The following is a 16,153-nucleotide window of genomic DNA, read 5'->3' on the forward strand; positions in this document are numbered from 1 at the left end:
ACCATCCCGGAGATCTCAACGAGACGGTTCTGCACATCTTCGAGCGACTGGTGGAAGACTTCGCGCATTCCGATCCCTTTCGTGTGTTGCGACCGGCAGACGCCAGACGACCCAGTGATTCTCGCCACCGAAGGTTAACGGACAGTGCCGCTCCGGTGAATAGTGACGCGCCCGAGGTGGGCGCGAGCACCGCTCGCAATGTCGTCCTCCGGGCCGCCCGTACGCTGTTTCCATGCAACCTGCGCAGATCGCCCTGCTCGGCCTCCTGGTGGGGCTGCTGATCGGTGCGGGTCTGGCTACCCTCATCCTGTTGGCGCTGCGGGCTCGCGAGCGCGCCGAGTACGGCGCCGGCATGGATGTTCCCGAGGGTGCGCGAGTGGTCCTCCACGGACTCGACGATCCCGCGGTCGTCCTCGATTCGGCCGGCGTCATCATCGCGGCATCGGCATCCGCGGCGCCCTTCGACCTGACCGAGGGAAGCATGCTGCCCACTGCCGAGTTGCGCGGCGTCGCGCGCCGGGTCAGCGATGCCGACGCAGCGTCGAACGCGACATTTCGCATTCGCCGCGGCACCGGGCCGGGGGAGTCACGTCTGGTCACCGTACGGGCGACGCCCCTCACTTCCCGACTCATGCTGCTCGTGCTGCGCGATATCACCGAGAAAGAGCGGGTCGAGCAGATGCGACGGGACTTCGTGTCCAATACGAGCCACGAGCTGAAGACCCCGGTGGGCGCGGTGAGCCTGCTAGCCGAGGCCATCGAGTCGGCATCCGACGACCCTGCCCAAGTACGGGTGTTCGCCTCGCGCCTGTCTGCCGAGGCGACGCGACTGGCAACCCTCACCTCTCGCATCATGAACCTCTCGCGCCTGCAGGCAGCCGATGAGCTCAACGATGAGCGGGACGCTTCGATCGACGAGATCATCGCGTCTGCCGTCGAAGCTCACGCCGTCCAAGCCGACTCCGCGGGCGTGCAACTCGTCCGCGGCGGCACACGGGGTCTGTTCGTTCGCGGCGATGCCCAGGTGCTGAGCGAAGCCGTGGGCAACCTGATCGCCAACGCCATCGCCTACTCCCCGAAGGGCTCAAGCGTAGGAATCGGTGTCAAAGCGGCGGACGGCGTCGTCGAGATCGCCGTCACCGACCGAGGAATCGGAATCTCCGAGGAAGACCAGGACCGCGTCTTCGAACGGTTCTACCGCGCAGATCAAGCTCGCTCGCGCCGTACCGGAGGAACCGGCCTGGGGTTGGCGATCGTCAAGCACGCCGTACAGCGCCATGGCGGCGACGTGCGCCTGTGGTCGCGCGAGGGCCGCGGCTCGACGTTCACCATTCGGCTTCCTCTGATCGAGTCTCCTCACGACGAGCCGCCCCGAAAGCGGGTTCGAAAGGAGAAGAAGGTCAAGAAGAAGACCAAACTGCAGGGCTCGGATGCCGTGCTGACCGAGGGTGCGGTCCACGTCGCGCTCGATCGGACCGGAACACCGGACAGAAGTGGCATCGCTGCCCGAGAAGGAAACGGAGAAACCGCATGACTCGCGTCCTACTTGTCGAGGACGAACCCGACCTCGCCGACCCGCTCGCGTACTTGCTGCGCCGGGAGGGTTATGAGGTCGAGATCGCCGAGGATGGAGCCGCCGCCCTCGCCTCGTTCCGTGAGTTCGGCGCCGACATCGTGTTGCTCGATCTCATGCTTCCCGGGATGCCCGGCACCGAGGTATGTCGGCAACTGCGCGCCTCGTCGTCTGTTCCGATCATCATGCTCACGGCGAAGGACTCCGAGGTCGATATCGTCGTGGGACTCGAGCTCGGCGCTGACGACTATGTGACCAAGCCCTATTCGGCTCGGGAACTGCTCGCACGGATGCGCGCAGTGCTGCGCAGGCTCTCCACCGCCGAGGCGGACCTCGACGACCGCATCCTCGAAGGAGGGCGCGTGACGCTGGACATCGACCGGCACACCGTCTCGGTCGACGGCAGCGAGATCAGCATGCCGCTGAAGGAATTCGAGCTCCTCGAGGTGCTCATGCGCAACGCGGGCCGGGTGCTCACGCGTGGTCAGCTCATCGACCGGGTGTGGGGAACCGACTACTTCGGCGACACGAAGACACTGGATGTCCACATCAAGCGCATCCGCTCACGCATCGAGAAGAACCCGAGCGATCCGACCATGCTCGTGACAGTCCGCGGGCTCGGCTATCGCTTTGAGTCCTGACCCGCCACGACCTCAAAACCACGTCGGCCCCGCTCTCGACAGAGGCGGGGCCGACGTTGTGGTTCCGGGAAGACTCAGGGCACGAAGGGTGCGAGGTATTCGAGGTCGCCGTTGAATACCGGCACCGAGATGACGGAGGTGACGCCCTCACCGGACTGGAATGATGCCGACAGCGTCGCTCCGGGCGGGGTGTTCAGGTCGCGGATCAGAATCGGATCGGCGTTCTCGCCGAGGCTCTTGACGGTGCCCGCCGGAACGATGACCTGTTCTGTCACACCATCGGCGAAGTCGATGTTCAGAACGTACGTCTCGTCCGTGCTGTTGATGATGGCGGCGAGGAAGTTGCCTTCGGTGCCCTCGTCGTTCGCGACGATCATCGTGTTGCGAACCTGCAGGGGACCGGACTCGTCGGGGACGTTGGTTCCCTCGGCGGGCGAGTACTCGATCGTCGTCGCGTGCGCGGAGATCAGGCTGCACCCCGAGGTTCCGAGGACGAGGGCTGCGCCCACAACGAGCGACGCGATGAGGCGCGATTTCACGGATCCTCCTTGAGCGGATGACGGCTTCACGATGCATTCTACGGGGTTGCGCACCGTCGGCTTACGCCTCCCTGAAGCTCACTTCCGCCCGGGGTCGAAGAGTGGGTGGCGAACTCTAGCGTATGGGCCCTGTGGTATTCTGGAGTTTGCCGAAAGGAACATAACTCCATGCTTTTTGAGGTTGGCGAGACGGTTGTCTACCCGCACCACGGGGCCGCAACAATCATCGAGGTCAAGGAACGCGTCATCAAAGGCGAGACCAAGAAGTACTTGAAACTCAACGTCACTCAAGGCGATCTGATCATCGAGGTCCCGGCTGAGAACGTCGACCTGGTCGGCGTCCGTGATGTGATCGGCAAGGACGGTCTCGAGCGCGTGTTCGACGTGCTGCGCGCGCCGTTCACCGAGGAGCCCACGAACTGGTCTCGCCGATACAAGGCGAACCTCGAGAAGCTCGCGTCGGGCGATGTCATCAAGGTGAGTGAGGTCGTCCGCGACCTGTGGCGCCGCGATCAGGATCGTGGCCTGTCGGCTGGTGAGAAGCGGATGCTGGCCAAGGCCAAGCAGATCCTCATCTCCGAGCTTGCGCTTGCAGAGAAGACCGACGAAGAGAAGGCCAGCGTCCTGCTCGACGAGGTTCTCGCCTCCTGAGACCGTGCTGCCTCGCGGTAGCGTGGCATCCGTGAGCATCATCCCGGTTCCGCGCGTTGCGGTGATCGTCGTCGCTGCGGGGTCGGGTACGCGGCTTGATGCCGGTGTCCCGAAGGCCTTCGTGGGGCTGGACGATCACACCATTCTGCGCCATGCCCTGCGCGGCATCTTCGCAGCCCCGCCGATGCAGGTCATCGTCGTCGCACCCAGCGGCCTCGAGGGCGATGCGCTGACGGATGCGGAGGAAGCCGCCGGGGAGCGGCGGGATCTGGTGAGCGCTGTCGCCGGCGGCGCCACGAGGCAGGCATCCGTGGCGGCTGGCCTTGCTGCGCTCTGGGGCGACGTCGAGTACGTGCTCGTGCACGACGCCGCGCGGGCACTCACGCCACCCGGCGTCTTCGAGCGAGTGATCGAGAAGCTCGAGGCCGGCGCCACCGGCGTCGTTCCGGTGATGCCTGTGGTCGACACGATCCGGCAGATGGACGGGGAAGCAATCGTGGGTGTGGTCGACAGGTCTCGCCTCACCGCCGCGCAGACGCCGCAAGGGTTTCCTCGCCGCATCTTGGAGACTGCATACGCTGCTGCGGACCAGGAGTACACGGATGACGCGGCAGTTGTCGCCGCGGCCGGGCACGCCACAACGACGGTTGCCGGCGACGCTATCGCGTTCAAGATCACAACCCGCGCCGATCTCGACCGAGCGCGCGCCCTCGTTTCGCCCCTACCGACGTCCGCTGCACCGCTGGGTGAGCCGGCGCTGCCGCGCGTGGGTATCGGAACCGATGTCCACGCCTTCGGCGGTGACGGATCGCTGTGGCTCGCCGGGCTCGAGTGGCCGGGCGAGCAGGCGTTGTCGGGACACTCAGACGGAGACGCGGTGGCTCATGCGATCGTCGACGCGCTCCTGGCGGCATCCGGGCTCGGCGACATCGGCACCCACTTCGGCACCGACCGTCCGGAGTACGGCGGGGCCCACGCTGAGGCCTTTCTGGGCAGGACTCTTGCGCTGCTCGGCGAGGCGGGTTTGCGTGTCGGCAACGTCTCGGTCCAGGTTCAGGCGCGCCGGCCACGACTCGCTGGGCGTCGTGCCGAGGCAGAGGCTGTGCTCTCACGGGCCCTCGGCGGTGCCCCTGTGTCGGTCTCGGCCACAACGACTGACGGGCTCGGTTTCACCGGCGCCGGCGAGGGCGTCGCGGCCTTCGCGGTCGCGCTGGTGGTCCCCGCGCGTTAGTTCGGATTTGCGCGCTGCTACAGCTTCTTCGTCATGAAGAGGGAGTACGGGTCGAGCACGTAGCTGCCGAACGGCTCGCAGCGTGCGAAGCCCGCCGACTCATAGAGTCGCTGCGCCGGCAGAAACTCCGGCGTCGAGCCCGTCTCGAGCCACAGCGCCGACATGCCGCGACGGCGCGCCTGGTCGATCAGGTGCTCGAGCATCGCGCGCCCGATACCCGTGCCACGATGGCTGTCTGCGACACGCATCGACTTGAGCTCGCCGTTGTCTTCGTCGAGCTGAGCAAGCGCGCCGACGCCGGCAAGCTCGCCGGCGACCCACGCCGACCACACCTGGACGGAGGGCTGCTCGAGCCCGCTGAGATCCAGAGCGTGGCAACTCTCCTCGGGCGAGATCGAGCGCATGTCCGACAGGTGAGCGGCGATCAGCGCTCGGGTCGGCTCGCCGCTGAGGTCATCGAGGCGGATGTCGAGCGCTGCGGAAGAGGAGGGCACGTCCACAGTTCTACCCCAGATCCCCGCTTGTCCGGGGCGCCGGCTGCGTGGCACCACGGCGGCTTCCGAGGGCCCCGCCGGTAGGCTGAAGGGATGACGGATGCGGTGACGGCTGAGAGGCAGGGCGCTCTGCAGCTTTACGACACCCGCGCTCAGCAACTCCGCGTTTTCGCGCCGCTGGATCCGGGCAATGTCACCGTCTATGTGTGCGGGCCCACCGTGCAGTCCGGGCCGCACATCGGCCACCTGCGTGGTGGCCTTGCCTTCGACATCCTGCGCCGCTGGCTCGCCCATCGCCATGGCCGCGTGACCTTCGTGCGCAATGTCACTGACATCGACGACAAAGTGCTCGATAACGCCACCGGGTCAGAGCCCTGGTGGGCGCTGGCCTACCGGGTCGAGCAGGAATTCGCCGCCGCCTATGCTGCGATCGGCATCCTCCCGCCGACGTACGAGCCGCGGGCTACCGGATCGATCCCGCAGATGATCGCGCTCATCGATCAGCTGATCAGCACGGGTCACGCCTACGCGGCCGAGCCGGGGACTGACGCTGCCGGTGACGTGTACTTCGACGTGCGCTCGTGGGCTGAATACGGCGAGCTGACGCGTCAGTCGATCGACGACATGGCGCCGGCCGCTGATGCCGATCCGCGGGGCAAGCGCGACGTGCGCGACTTCGCGCTCTGGAAGGGCGCGAAGTCTGACGAACCCGCGGATGCCACGTGGGATTCGCCGTGGGGGCGGGGGCGCCCCGGATGGCACATCGAGTGCTCGGCCATGGCGCGCCGCTACCTGGGCGACGAGTTCGACATCCACGGCGGTGGCCTCGACCTGCGCTTCCCGCACCACGAGAACGAACTCGCCCAGTCCAGTGCGGCAGGCGACGGGTTCGCCCGCTACTGGGTGCACAACGGACTGGTCACTGTCGAGGGCCAGAAGATGTCGAAGTCGCTCGGAAACTTCGTGCTCGCACGGGACGTGCTGGCCGAGCACGATCCCCTCGTCGTGCGGTATGCCCTGGCCGCCGCCCACTATCGATCGAGCCTCGATCTCTCGGCTAAGTCCTTCGACGAGGCCGAGGCAGCGCTTGGCCGCATCCGGACCTTCCTCGAGCGGGTCGCTCGGCACGGAGCCCTCGTGGAGACATCGGTGATCGATTCGGCGTTCGCCGCGGCAATGGATGACGACCTCGGCGTGCCGCAGGCCCTGGCGATCGTCCACGAGCGAGTCCGCGAAGGCAACACCGCACTCGATGCCGGCGACGCCGAGACGGCACGAGCGCTGGCGGGCGAGGTTGCCAGACTGACCGGCATCCTCGGACTCAACCCTCTCGACCCGCAGTGGGCATCACGATCGGGCCCGGAGGCTCCGGCGCTGGATGCTCTGCTGCAGGAACTCATCGAGCAGCGCGCTCGCGCGCGCGCAGAAAAAGACTGGGCCGCGGCCGACCGCATTCGCGACGCGATCGCGGCTGCCGGAGTCACGCTCGAAGATGGGCCCGACGGAACGCATTGGAGCATCGCATGAGCAAGCCAGGGCGCCCCGGCGCACGCAAGTCCACCAAGAAGGGGGCAACCAAGGGCTCGGGCGGCCAGGGCCGCAAGTCCCTCGAAGGCAAGGGCCCGACCCCCAAGGCCGAGGACCGCAGTTGGCACGTCGCCGGCAAACGCAAGGCTGCGCAGGAACGTTACGCCGCCGCCGGAGGCACGGGGCGGCCCGGGGCGCGCGTCGCGGGCTCGAACCCGAACCGGGGTGGTCGTCCGAAGCAGAGCGATGACACCGAGACCGTGACGGGACGCAACTCCGTCTTGGAGGCGCTGCGAACGCGCATCCCGGCCACCGCGTTCTACATCGCCCAGCGCGTGGAGATGGATGACCGCGTCAAGGAGATGCTGTCGATCGCGGCGCACCGAGAGATTCCCGTGCTCGAGGTCACGAGGCCCGAACTTGACCGGATGGCAGGTTTCGACGGCGTGCACCAGGGCGTGGCGCTCAAGGTGCCGCCGTACGAGTACGCGCATCCCCAGGACCTGCTGGAGAACGTGATCGAGACGGGGCAGCTGCCGCTGCTTGTCGCGCTGGACGGCGTGACCGATCCGCGAAACCTCGGCGCCATCATCCGATCTACTGCGGCCTTCGGCGGCCAGGGCGTCATCATTCCACAGCGCCGCTCGGCCGGGGTCAACTCGGCGGCGTGGAAGACCTCAGCCGGAGCAGCAGCTCGCATCCCCGTGGCCATCGCCCCGAACCTCACCACAACCCTCAAGGAGTTCAAGAAGCAGGGTGTATTCGTGCTCGGCCTCGACGGTGACGGCGACGTGTCACTTCCCGCGCTTGAGCTCGCCGATCGCCCCGTCGTGATCGTCGTCGGCTCGGAGGGCAAGGGGCTCTCACGCCTGGTAACCGAGACGTGCGACCAGATCGTGTCGATTCCCATCTCGGCGGCCACCGAGTCCCTGAACGCCGGAATCGCGGCATCCGTCGCGCTGTACCAGGTATCGACGCTGCGGGCCGACTAGACCGGGCCGAGGAGAGCGCAGCGGCGGCGCCGAGATCGACGCCGCCGCTGCGCACCCTGAATGCTGCGCCGTATCAGTCCTTCTTGGAGCAATACGAACGACACACTCCGGGGGGCAAGCTCGCGACGATGGCCGACGTGGTGGATGCTACGCAATTCCTATTGCGCAACCGCGGCGTTTCCGCGGTCAACCTGCCGGTCGACCGGGGAACCGTCCTGGTGTGAGACGCGGCGGTCCGAGGTCGTGCGCATGTCCTGCCCTAGAATGAGCGGACGTTCGTGGCTGACCAGTGGCCGCGCTGGTGGGAGATCATGACCGAGGGCCTGGGAGCCAAGCTCCGCGAGGTGCGCACCGCGAAGGGAATGAGCCTTCGCTCGCTCGCGCAAGCGCTCGGAGTTTCGGCGTCGCTGATCTCGCAGGTCGAGATCGGTAAGACGCAGCCCTCAGTGTCGACACTGTTCGCCATGGCGAACCACCTCGGAGTGTCGCTGGACGAGCTGGTCGGTAACGTTCCCACCGCGGGCCCCTCGCCCGTTGCCCCGGCCCCCGCAGCGCCGGACGCTTCGACCGTCCGGCGCGCTGCAGAGTACCCCGTGATCGAGATGGAGAACGGCGTTCGCTGGGAGAAGCTCGCGAGTGTTCCCGGCGGTCCTGCCGATGCGCTCCTGGTGACCTACCAGCCCGGGGCGAGCAGTTCGGTGGAGGACCGGCTCATGCGCCACGCCGGGGTCGAGTACGCCTACCTTCTCGAGGGTGAACTCACGCTGCAACTGGATTTCGACACCTATGTGCTTGGCCCGGGCGACTCGCTGAGCTTTGACTCCATGCGGCCGCACTTGTTCGTGAACCACTCGGACACCATTGCTCGCGGCGTATGGTTCGTGTTCGGCCGCAGGCCCCAGAACGAGACGCTGCCCGTGGCTCCCGGGGCCGCATCTCAGCCCGCTGTTCCGGCATCCGCCGTCGACGTGTTGCGCGCGATGGAACGACTGCCCTGATCCGGTTGACGGAGCCTGCGCGGGTCGCTCGCGTCAGGCCTGTGCGCGGCCGTGGACGGCTGCTCTGCGGTGCTCGGTCCAGGGGTCGATCAGTGTCTTGACCTGACCGGGAGCCCCGCTCAGTAGCGGCTGGAGCGCCCCGTCCACGACCTCACTCAGGGGGAGGACTTCGGCGGCGACATCCGTCCAGTCACCGCGCTCTGCGAGCAGTCGGACGGCTTCGGGGATGTCGTCCCGGTACACGTGCGCGACGGTGCCCACGATCGTGTACTCGCGAAGGGTCCACGAGCCGAGCGGCAGCCCCGGCTCACCGCGCTGGATGCCGACGGGAACGATCGTTGCGCCCGGGCTGGCAGCTTCGAGCACCGACGCGAGGCCCGGCGCAGACCCCGAAACCTCGAAGAAGACATCGGGGACGATCCCGCGTTCGCTGAGCGCTTCGCTCAGGCTCTGGCCTCCGGCCTGCAGGGTATCTGCGGCCCCGAGTGCCCGCCGCCAGATCAACGCGGCCCATGCCGCCAAGGTCTCGGTCAACGACCTGGTGGTGAAAGCGGTGGCCACCGCCCTACGCGAGGTCCCCGAAGCCAACGCCATCTGGATGCCAGACGCGACGCGGCAGTTCTCCTCGGTGGAGATCGCGGTAGCCGTTTCTGTCGACGGGGGGCTTCTCACACCCGTCGTGCGCGGAGTCGACCGGATGCCGCTCAGCGAACTGAGCGCCGCGATCCGCGACCTCGCCGATCGGGCGCGCGCGGGCCGGATCAAGCAGCACGAGCTCGAGGGTGGCTCGTTCTCGGTGTCGAACCTCGGGATGTACGGCACGAGCGAGTTCTCGGCGATCCTGAATCCGCCCCACGCGGGCATCCTCGCTGTCGGAGCGGCCGAGAAGCGGCCGGTCGTCGGTGCGGATGATGTTCTCGAGGTCGCCACGATGATGACCGTGACGCTCTCTGCCGACCACCGAGTGCTCGACGGTGCACTGGCAGCGCAGTGGCTTGCCGCGTTCCAGCGACGGATCGAGAACCCCGTCTCCATCCTCATCTGAGGGCAGCGCCGCGCGAGACTTGTCACAGCGGCAGGATGGAATACGGCGCACATCATCCGCCGTTGGCTCCATCGACTGCCCCCGCAGCCCATCGACGGAAGGATCACCATGGCCCGCATCGCAGTTCTCGGAGGAACCGGCTACGCCGGCTCCCACATCGTCAAGGAAGCGGTCGACCGCGGCCACACTGTCGTATCGGTCGCGCGCGTCGCGCCGGCAGAGCGGATCCACGGCGCCACCTACATCGAGGGCACCCTGCTCGATGTCCCAGGTCTGGTCGCCGAGCTTGCGGGCGTCGATGTCGTGGTCAGCGCGGTCCCCGGTCGCGGAGACATGCTCGGAAAGGTCCGCCCGGCGATCCAGCAGTTGCTGTCAGTGCTCCCCGGTGACGTGCGCATCGGAATCATCGGCGGTGCTGGCGGGAGCCTCGTGGCCCCTGGCGGGCCGCGTGTGATCGACAGCGGCTTTCCCGACGAGTTCAAACCCGAAGCGCAGGAAGCCATCGACATCCTCGAAGACCTGCAGGCCGACAGTTCGGGTCGCGACTGGTTCTTCGTGCACCCGGCCGGCGGCTTCGGCGCGTGGAACCCGGGGGAGCGCACCGGGAAGTACCGCACCGGCGGCGACGTCATCGTGACGGATGCCGACGGCGAATCCTTCATCTCGGGAGCTGACCTTGCCGTGGCGGTACTCGACGAGATCGAGAACCCGCAGCACGTGCGCGGCCGCTTCACCGTGGGCTACTGACCGCGCACCCTTAGACCAGGTCCCGCCAGTCGGTGGGACCGGTCGACGGGCTGCGGGTCACCGGGACCGCATCCGTCACGATCGGAATGGCGAGAGTGTCGGTGGGTGGCCCCATCACTGTTGCTTCGTCGCGGCGGAATCTGAGCACGTCGTCGATGTAGCTCGTGACAGCCTCGGCGACGGGCACTGACTGCCCGCGCGCCTGCGACATGTACCACCGGTGCTCCAGGAACTGGTGGTACACCTCCGCCGGTTCGAGCTTGGAGCGCAGGTCGAAGGGGATGGCGCGGATGACGGGTTCGAAGACCCGGGTGAGCCATTCGTGCGCCACCATCTCTTCGTCATCGCCCGCGCGTGAACCGCGTGCGTGAAACTCATCGAGGTCGTTCAGCAGCCGCCGCGCCTGGTTCTCTTCGACGTCGAGCCCGGTGAGACGGATGAGGCGGCGCTGGTGGTGACCGGCATCCACGACCTTGGGCTGGATGGACACGCGGGTTCCGTCGGCCGTTGTCTGCATCGACATCTCACCGATGTCGAAGCCGAGTTCGTTGAGGCGTTCGACGCGCTCGGTGATGCGCCAGGCCTCTCGTGCCTCGAACGTCTCGATCTCGGTGAGCTCCCGCCACAGGGACCGGTATGCGCTCATGATCCCGTCGGCGATCTCGACGGCGTCGACACCACCCTCAAGGCGTCCGCCGGCCTCGAGGTCCATGATCTCGCCGGCGATGTTGGTGCGCGCGACGTCGAGGTCGTGCTCGCGCTGCCCGGGCGTGAGTCCGTTCTCGTGCAGCTCGCCGGTCTCTGCGTCCACGAGATAGGCGGCGAAGGCTCCCGCGTCGCGGCGGAAGAGCGTGTTCGACAGCGACACATCGCCCCAGAAGAACCCGACATTGTGGAGGCGCACCAGCAGCACCGCGAGGGCGTCGACCAGTCGGGTTGCGGTAGTCGGCCGCAGCACCTGGGTGAACAGGGCGCGGTACGGGAGGGAGAACTTCAGGTGAGAGGTGACCAGGGCGGCCGGTAGCGGTTCGCCGTCCTCGTCACGGCGTCCGGCGATGACGGCGACCCGGTCGACACACGGCGCATCCAACCGGTCGAGGTTGCCGAGCATGTCATACTCGCGTCGCGCCATCTCCTCGGTGGTCTCTTTGATCGCCACCACGCGACCTGACAGGCTCGCGAAACGCACGGTGTGACGGGAGATGCCCTTTGGGAGCGACACGATCGTCTCGGACGGCCACTCCACGAGAGGCACCGACCACGGCAGGGTCAGCAGTCCGGGATCGACGGTGCTCGCGGTGATCGAGAGCTGCGTGGACGACATCCGATTCTCCGCATCCAGGGCTTACGTGCGTGACGGCGCGGACGTCTGAGACATCCGCGCCGTCACGAGGTCATGGTGATCAGGCCGAAGCGACAGCCTTCTCCGAGAGGCGCTCGCCCGACTCGAGGTCGAACAGGTGAACGTGGTCGAGAACCGGAGCCAGCACGACGGTCTCACCGGCGTTCGGGTGGTTGCGACCGTCGACACGAGCGACGACATCGGTGCGCTTGCCGTTGATGTCGGCGTGACCGTAGAGGTAGCCGTCGGCGCCGAGCTCCTCGACGAGGTCCACGACCACCGAGAGGCCCTTGCCGTCGGCGGGGCTGACCTCGATGTCTTCGGGGCGGACACCGATCGTGAGCTCCTTGGCGCTCGTCTTGGCGAGGACATCGCGCTCGACCGGCACCAGGTGCGTACCGAAGTTGACGCCGCCCTCGGTCACGTCGACGGTGAACAGGTTCATGGCAGGGGAGCCGATGAAGCCGGCGACGAAGATGTTCTTCGGTGCCTCGTACAGATCGCGCGGGGTGCCGACCTGCTGCAGGATGCCGTCCTTGAGGACCGCGATCCGGTCACCCATCGTGAGGGCCTCTGTCTGGTCGTGGGTCACGTACACGGTCGTGACGCCGAGGCGGCGCTGCAGCGACGCGATCTGGGTACGGGTCTGGACGCGCAGCTTCGCGTCGAGGTTCGACAGCGGCTCGTCCATGAGGAACACCTGGGGCTGACGCACGATGGCGCGGCCCATCGCGACACGCTGACGCTGACCACCCGAGAGAGCCTTCGGCTTGCGGTCGAGGTACTGCTCGAGGTCGAGGAGCTTCGCCGCCTCGAGAACGCGGGAAGCGCGCTCATCCTTGTTGACGCCGGCGATCTTCAGGGCGAAGCCCATGTTCTCGGCGACGGTCATGTGGGGGTACAGCGCGTAGTTCTGGAACACCATCGCGATGTCGCGGTCCTTCGGCGGGACATCGGTGACGTCGCGCTCGCCGATGCGGATGTGACCCGAGTTGACCTCTTCAAGGCCCGCGAGCATGCGCAGCGAGGTGGACTTACCGCAACCCGAGGGACCGACCAGGACGAGGAACTCGCCGTCGCCCACTTCGAGGTTCAGCTTGTCAACTGCGGGACGGGTTCCACCGGGGTAGAGGCGGGTTGCGTTGTCAAAGGTGACTGACGCCATTTCTTCTTCTCCTTCACCGGCAGGTACGTGCCGGACGATCCGTTGTGAGGATGAGCGGGGGCTTGGCCCGCACGCCCGTCATCGGGCGCATCTTTCAGTATGCCACCCCCACCTGGGAGCGAACACCGAGGATCGCTGTGCTCAGTGGCCCTCGCGCCAAGAGTGCTGGGGCGCGTAGCCCAGCATCCGTGTCGCCTTTTCAATCGACAGCAGCGTCTCGTTCGGTCCGACCTCGCGGGTGACCGGCACATCGGGGAAGACCTCCGCGAGCAGCTCGGCGTTCGGCCGCGACATCACGGTGTCGGCTGCAGCGATGATGTACTGCTCGAACCCGGCCGGCGCGACCTCGAGTGCGCGCTCGATGGCCTGCGATCCGTCGCGGGCATCGATGTAGCCCCACAGGTTCCACTTGCGGGCCCGCGCATCCTCATCGAAACGGGGGAAGGCCGCGTAGTCCTCCGGAACCATGACGTTAGAGAACCGCAGCGCTGTGATCGACAGATCGGGATGCCAACGCACGAGCTCGCGCGCCATCCGCTCTTCGAGGGTCTTCACGAGCGAGTACACGCTCTCGGGGCGAGGCTCATACTCCTCGTCCACCGGAACGTACGGCGGCGGCACGTCGAAGGGAAGCCCCAGCACTGTCTCGCTGGAGGCGTAGACCAGGCGACGGATGCCGAGCCTGACGCTCGCCCAAAAGACGTTGAAGGTCGCTGCCATGTTGTTGTGGAAGACCGCGACCTCGGAGCGGATGCCGGGTGCCGGGATGGCCGCGAGGTGAACGACGGCATCGAGCCCGCGGTCGTCGCGATCGCCAAGGCCCGCGAGGGCATCGATCACCTGGCCGTAATCGGTGAGGTCCACCTGCAGGAAGCCCGGCTGGGGGCGGCCGGCGATGTCGAACCCGATCACCTCGTGTCCCGCTGCGCTCAGCTCCCGAACAACGACGCTTCCGAGCTTTCCGGTCGAGCCGGTCACCACAATTCTCATGACCCCAGCCTTACACGCCCGATCGTCGAGGCGGCGGGACGGCGGGGCTTGATCGTCACCGGATGTTCACCGGGCGGTGAACGTCGGTCTCGTGTGAGGTACTCCGGTGAGTGAGAATGCGAAGACGGCGCACACGATGCAGACCGCGCCGTCGGAGGCTGCCATGTTCGAGAACGTCCCCGCCGGAGATATGCGGGCCTACATCGAGTACCTGCGCGAGCACGGCTACACCGTGCGCGACGGGCACACTCCCGACCCCGATCTGATCGATCCCGAGGGCAATCCGGTCTACACGTGGCAGGAGGGCTACCCCTACGCGGACCGGATGACGCGCGACGAGTACGAACTCGAGAAGTACCGCCTGCAGGTGGAGCTGCTGAAGTTCCAGTACTGGCTCGAAGACACCGGTGGCCGCGCCATCATCCTGTTCGAGGGCCGGGATGCCGCGGGCAAGGGCGGCACGATCAAACGGTTCACCGAGCACCTCAACCCGCGGTCTGCGCGCGTCGTCGCCCTGGCGAAACCGAGTGATCGCGAGCAGGGCCAGTGGTACTACCAGCGCTACATCCAGCACTTTCCGACCGCGGGCGAGATCGTCATGTTCGACCGGTCCTGGTACAACCGAGCCGGCGTCGAACGGGTCATGGGGTTCTGTTCGGATGACGAGTATGAGACGTTCATGGAGCAGACTCCCTCGTTCGAACGGATGCTGGTCGAGTCCGGCATCCATCTGACGAAGTTCTGGTTCTCGGTCTCGCGAACCGAGCAGCGCACGCGGTTCGCGCTGCGTCAACTCGATCCGGTGCGACGGTGGAAGCTCTCGCCGATGGACATCGCCTCGCTGGACAAGTGGACCGAGTACACGGTTGCCAAGGAGGAGATGTTCCGCCGCACCGACAAGAAGTACGCGCCGTGGACCATCATCCGATCCAACGACAAGAAGCGTGCTCGGGTGAACGCGATGAAGTTCTTCCTCGGGCAGTTCGATTACGACGACAAGGATTTCGAGGTTGTGGGAACGCCCGACCCCTTGTTGGTGATGCGCGGCAAACAGGAAGAGGCCGACGAATAGCCTGACCGTGAGTGGTGCTGGTTTCCCGGCCACATCACACCTAAAGAGGCGCCATGTCTGGGGTTTTCCCAGGCTGTCTGGCTACCATCGTGGGCGGTGGTCGTTACCTGAGCGACATCCCCCCGGCCAACGCCACGGCCCCCTGTCGGGTACAGCCCGACCCCTTGTTGTGTGAAGAGGTTTCATGTCGAGCGATCAGACGCCCAGCGGTGAGCAGCCCACGGCGCCCGAGGCTCGCGACCGCCGCGAAGCGGTCCGCGAGAAGGCGCAGAAGGTTCACGCGAAGCAGACGCGAGCGCGCCGCATCCGTACCGGAATCATCGGCGTCGGAATCGTCGCTGTGGTCGCCGTCGTCGCCGTCTCGGTCACCTGGGCGGTGACCTCGACAACCTCGACGAGCGCGCTCAGCCCCGCTGCTGCCAAGGCCGACGGTTTCGCGGTGACCGACGTCGACGGTGCGGTCATCGCGCAAGAGGGCGTCGACGACAGCACGTCCACTGAGGCCGGGGCGACAAGCGCTGCGACCCCCGAGCCAACCCCTGTTGTCACCGAGGCGCCCGAAATCGAAATCCGGGTCTATGTCGACTACCTCTCAACCGGCTCAGCCGAGTTCCAGCTCGCCAACGCGGCGCAGCTGTCGACCTGGGTCGACGAGGGTGCGGTCAGCCTGACGTACTACCCGGTCGCGATGCTCACGGCGAAGTCCAACGGCACGAAGTACTCGCTGCGCGCCGCAGCAGCGTCAGCGTGCGTCGCCACCCACGCATCAGACGCGTTCTTCAAGTTCAACAACGCGTTGCTGGAGCAGCAGCCGGATGTCGACGCCGACGGGTACTCCGACACCGAACTGGCCGACATCGCGCAGGCATCCGGGGTGTCGAACCCCAAGGTCGTGCGGGCCTGCATCGAGGACGGCGACTTCCTCTCGTGGGCGAAGAAGGCAACCGAGCGCGCGGTCGAGGAGATCCCCGACACCGAGGGCATCCAACTCACCGGCACACCGCTCGTGCTCGTCAACGGCTCGGTCTATGTCGGGGCGCTCGATGACCCGAAGGAGTTTGCCCAGTTCGTGTTGACGATCGACTCCGACGCTTACTATCAGACGTCGTCGCCGACACCGACGCCCACTCCCTGAGACGGGGAGCA

At 66.7% G+C, this 16,153-nt stretch carries 17 protein-coding genes; 11 read left to right on the forward strand and 6 right to left on the reverse strand.

Annotated features, from left to right (window positions below):
• Positions 1 to 232: 232 nt before the first annotated feature.
• On the forward strand, positions 233 to 1,534 hold the full coding sequence (locus B4F19_RS05030; RefSeq protein WP_292733148.1) for a sensor histidine kinase: 1,302 nt from the start codon (positions 233 to 235) through the stop codon (positions 1,532 to 1,534).
• On the forward strand, positions 1,531 to 2,214 hold the full coding sequence (locus tag B4F19_RS05035) for a response regulator transcription factor (RefSeq protein WP_228176835.1): 684 nt from the start codon (positions 1,531 to 1,533) through the stop codon (positions 2,212 to 2,214). The genes B4F19_RS05030 and B4F19_RS05035 overlap by 4 nt, the downstream gene beginning before the upstream one ends.
• Before the next feature lie 74 nt (positions 2,215 to 2,288).
• Here B4F19_RS05035 and B4F19_RS05040 read toward each other — a convergent pair whose 3' ends face one another.
• Complete coding sequence (locus B4F19_RS05040) at positions 2,289 to 2,753, reverse strand: DNA modification methylase (RefSeq protein ID WP_228176836.1); 465 nt, start codon at positions 2,751 to 2,753, stop codon at positions 2,289 to 2,291.
• 168 nt (positions 2,754 to 2,921) lie between these two features.
• On the opposite strand from B4F19_RS05040, the gene B4F19_RS05045 reads away from it, so the two are divergent.
• Positions 2,922 to 3,404 (forward strand): CarD family transcriptional regulator, encoded by a 483-nt coding sequence (locus B4F19_RS05045; RefSeq protein WP_195692045.1) that lies wholly within the window; start codon positions 2,922 to 2,924, stop codon positions 3,402 to 3,404.
• A gap of 31 nt (positions 3,405 to 3,435) precedes the next feature.
• On the forward strand, positions 3,436 to 4,635 hold the full coding sequence (ispD, locus tag B4F19_RS05050) for a 2-C-methyl-D-erythritol 4-phosphate cytidylyltransferase (protein ID WP_292733150.1): 1,200 nt from the start codon (positions 3,436 to 3,438) through the stop codon (positions 4,633 to 4,635).
• A gap of 17 nt (positions 4,636 to 4,652) precedes the next feature.
• Here the strand turns inward: ispD and B4F19_RS05055 are convergent, their stop codons facing one another.
• Positions 4,653 to 5,129 carry a GNAT family N-acetyltransferase gene (locus tag B4F19_RS05055; RefSeq protein WP_228176838.1) on the reverse strand — a complete coding sequence of 159 codons (477 nt, stop codon included), beginning with the start codon at positions 5,127 to 5,129 and terminating at the stop codon, positions 4,653 to 4,655.
• 93 nt (positions 5,130 to 5,222) lie between these two features.
• Between B4F19_RS05055 and cysS the strand changes: the two genes are divergently transcribed.
• The 3 genes from cysS to B4F19_RS05070 all read left to right on the forward strand — a co-directional run bounded on the left by cysS (position 5,223) and on the right by B4F19_RS05070 (position 8,646).
• Complete coding sequence (gene cysS, locus B4F19_RS05060; protein WP_292733152.1) at positions 5,223 to 6,656, forward strand: cysteine--tRNA ligase; 1,434 nt, start codon at positions 5,223 to 5,225, stop codon at positions 6,654 to 6,656.
• A complete protein-coding gene (gene rlmB, locus B4F19_RS05065) occupies positions 6,653 to 7,648 on the forward strand; it encodes a 23S rRNA (guanosine(2251)-2'-O)-methyltransferase RlmB (protein ID WP_228176840.1) in 996 nt (331 codons plus the stop codon). Before cysS ends, rlmB begins: the two co-directional genes overlap by 4 nt.
• Before the next feature lie 278 nt (positions 7,649 to 7,926).
• Entirely contained in the window at positions 7,927 to 8,646 is a 720-nt protein-coding gene (locus B4F19_RS05070; RefSeq protein ID WP_228176841.1) for a helix-turn-helix domain-containing protein, read from the forward strand.
• Positions 8,647 to 8,679: 33 nt separating this feature from the next.
• Here B4F19_RS05070 and B4F19_RS05075 read toward each other — a convergent pair whose 3' ends face one another.
• The gene (locus tag B4F19_RS05075; protein ID WP_292727063.1) at positions 8,680 to 9,207 is read right to left on the reverse strand and encodes a zinc-binding dehydrogenase; all 528 of its coding nucleotides are present in this window, start codon (positions 9,205 to 9,207) and stop codon (positions 8,680 to 8,682) included.
• Here B4F19_RS05075 and B4F19_RS05080 point away from each other — a divergent pair.
• Together B4F19_RS05080 and B4F19_RS05085 are read left to right on the forward strand one after the other, a co-directional pair.
• Complete coding sequence (locus B4F19_RS05080) at positions 9,146 to 9,691, forward strand: 2-oxo acid dehydrogenase subunit E2 (protein WP_292733176.1); 546 nt, start codon at positions 9,146 to 9,148, stop codon at positions 9,689 to 9,691. The two genes, B4F19_RS05075 and B4F19_RS05080, sit on opposite strands and share 62 nt — an antisense overlap.
• A 108-nt stretch (positions 9,692 to 9,799) precedes the next feature.
• Entirely contained in the window at positions 9,800 to 10,438 is a 639-nt protein-coding gene (locus B4F19_RS05085) for an NAD(P)-dependent oxidoreductase (protein WP_228176849.1), read from the forward strand.
• A 10-nt stretch (positions 10,439 to 10,448) separates the two neighbouring features.
• Here the strand turns inward: B4F19_RS05085 and B4F19_RS05090 are convergent, their stop codons facing one another.
• The 3 genes from B4F19_RS05090 to B4F19_RS05100 all read right to left on the reverse strand — a co-directional run bounded on the left by B4F19_RS05090 (position 10,449) and on the right by B4F19_RS05100 (position 13,935).
• Entirely contained in the window at positions 10,449 to 11,762 is a 1,314-nt protein-coding gene (locus B4F19_RS05090) for a DUF4032 domain-containing protein (RefSeq protein WP_228176850.1), read from the reverse strand.
• 79 nt (positions 11,763 to 11,841) lie between these two features.
• Positions 11,842 to 12,945 (reverse strand): ABC transporter ATP-binding protein, encoded by a 1,104-nt coding sequence (locus B4F19_RS05095; protein ID WP_228176851.1) that lies wholly within the window; start codon positions 12,943 to 12,945, stop codon positions 11,842 to 11,844.
• A gap of 141 nt (positions 12,946 to 13,086) precedes the next feature.
• On the reverse strand, positions 13,087 to 13,935 hold the full coding sequence (locus B4F19_RS05100; RefSeq protein ID WP_228176852.1) for an NAD-dependent epimerase/dehydratase family protein: 849 nt from the start codon (positions 13,933 to 13,935) through the stop codon (positions 13,087 to 13,089).
• A 190-nt stretch (positions 13,936 to 14,125) separates the two neighbouring features.
• Here B4F19_RS05100 and ppk2 point away from each other — a divergent pair, with 190 nt between their 5' ends.
• Positions 14,126 to 15,007, forward strand: coding sequence for a polyphosphate kinase 2 (gene ppk2 / locus B4F19_RS05105; protein WP_375237365.1), 882 nt, complete (start codon positions 14,126 to 14,128; stop codon positions 15,005 to 15,007).
• A gap of 184 nt (positions 15,008 to 15,191) precedes the next feature.
• The gene (locus B4F19_RS05110) at positions 15,192 to 16,142 is read left to right on the forward strand and encodes a DsbA family protein (RefSeq protein ID WP_292733154.1); all 951 of its coding nucleotides are present in this window, start codon (positions 15,192 to 15,194) and stop codon (positions 16,140 to 16,142) included.
• Positions 16,143 to 16,153 lie beyond the last annotated feature (11 nt).

The sequence above is a fragment of the Microbacterium sp. UBA1097 genome, from assembly GCF_002313585.1.
GTDB lineage: Bacteria > Actinomycetota > Actinomycetes > Actinomycetales > Microbacteriaceae > Microbacterium.

Bases quoted from the DNA above. Each gene is read 5' to 3' on its own strand.
- B4F19_RS05030 (WP_292733148.1), top strand. From the start codon at position 233: ATGCAACCTGCGCAGATCGCCCTGCTCGGCCTCCTGGTGGGGCTGCTG.
- cysS (WP_292733152.1), top strand. From the start codon at position 5,223: ATGACGGATGCGGTGACGGCTGAGAGGCAGGGCGCTCTGCAGCTTTAC.
- ppk2 (WP_375237365.1), top strand. From the start codon at position 14,126: ATGCGGGCCTACATCGAGTACCTGCGCGAGCACGGCTACACCGTGCGC.
- rlmB (WP_228176840.1), top strand. From the start codon at position 6,653: ATGAGCAAGCCAGGGCGCCCCGGCGCACGCAAGTCCACCAAGAAGGGG.
- B4F19_RS05090 (WP_228176850.1), bottom strand. From the start codon at position 11,762: ATGTCGTCCACGCAGCTCTCGATCACCGCGAGCACCGTCGATCCCGGA.
- B4F19_RS05085 (WP_228176849.1), top strand. From the start codon at position 9,800: ATGGCCCGCATCGCAGTTCTCGGAGGAACCGGCTACGCCGGCTCCCAC.
- B4F19_RS05045 (WP_195692045.1), top strand. From the start codon at position 2,922: ATGCTTTTTGAGGTTGGCGAGACGGTTGTCTACCCGCACCACGGGGCC.
- B4F19_RS05035 (WP_228176835.1), top strand. From the start codon at position 1,531: ATGACTCGCGTCCTACTTGTCGAGGACGAACCCGACCTCGCCGACCCG.
- B4F19_RS05110 (WP_292733154.1), top strand. From the start codon at position 15,192: ATGTCGAGCGATCAGACGCCCAGCGGTGAGCAGCCCACGGCGCCCGAG.
- B4F19_RS05095 (WP_228176851.1), bottom strand. From the start codon at position 12,945: ATGGCGTCAGTCACCTTTGACAACGCAACCCGCCTCTACCCCGGTGGA.
- B4F19_RS05100 (WP_228176852.1), bottom strand. From the start codon at position 13,935: ATGAGAATTGTGGTGACCGGCTCGACCGGAAAGCTCGGAAGCGTCGTT.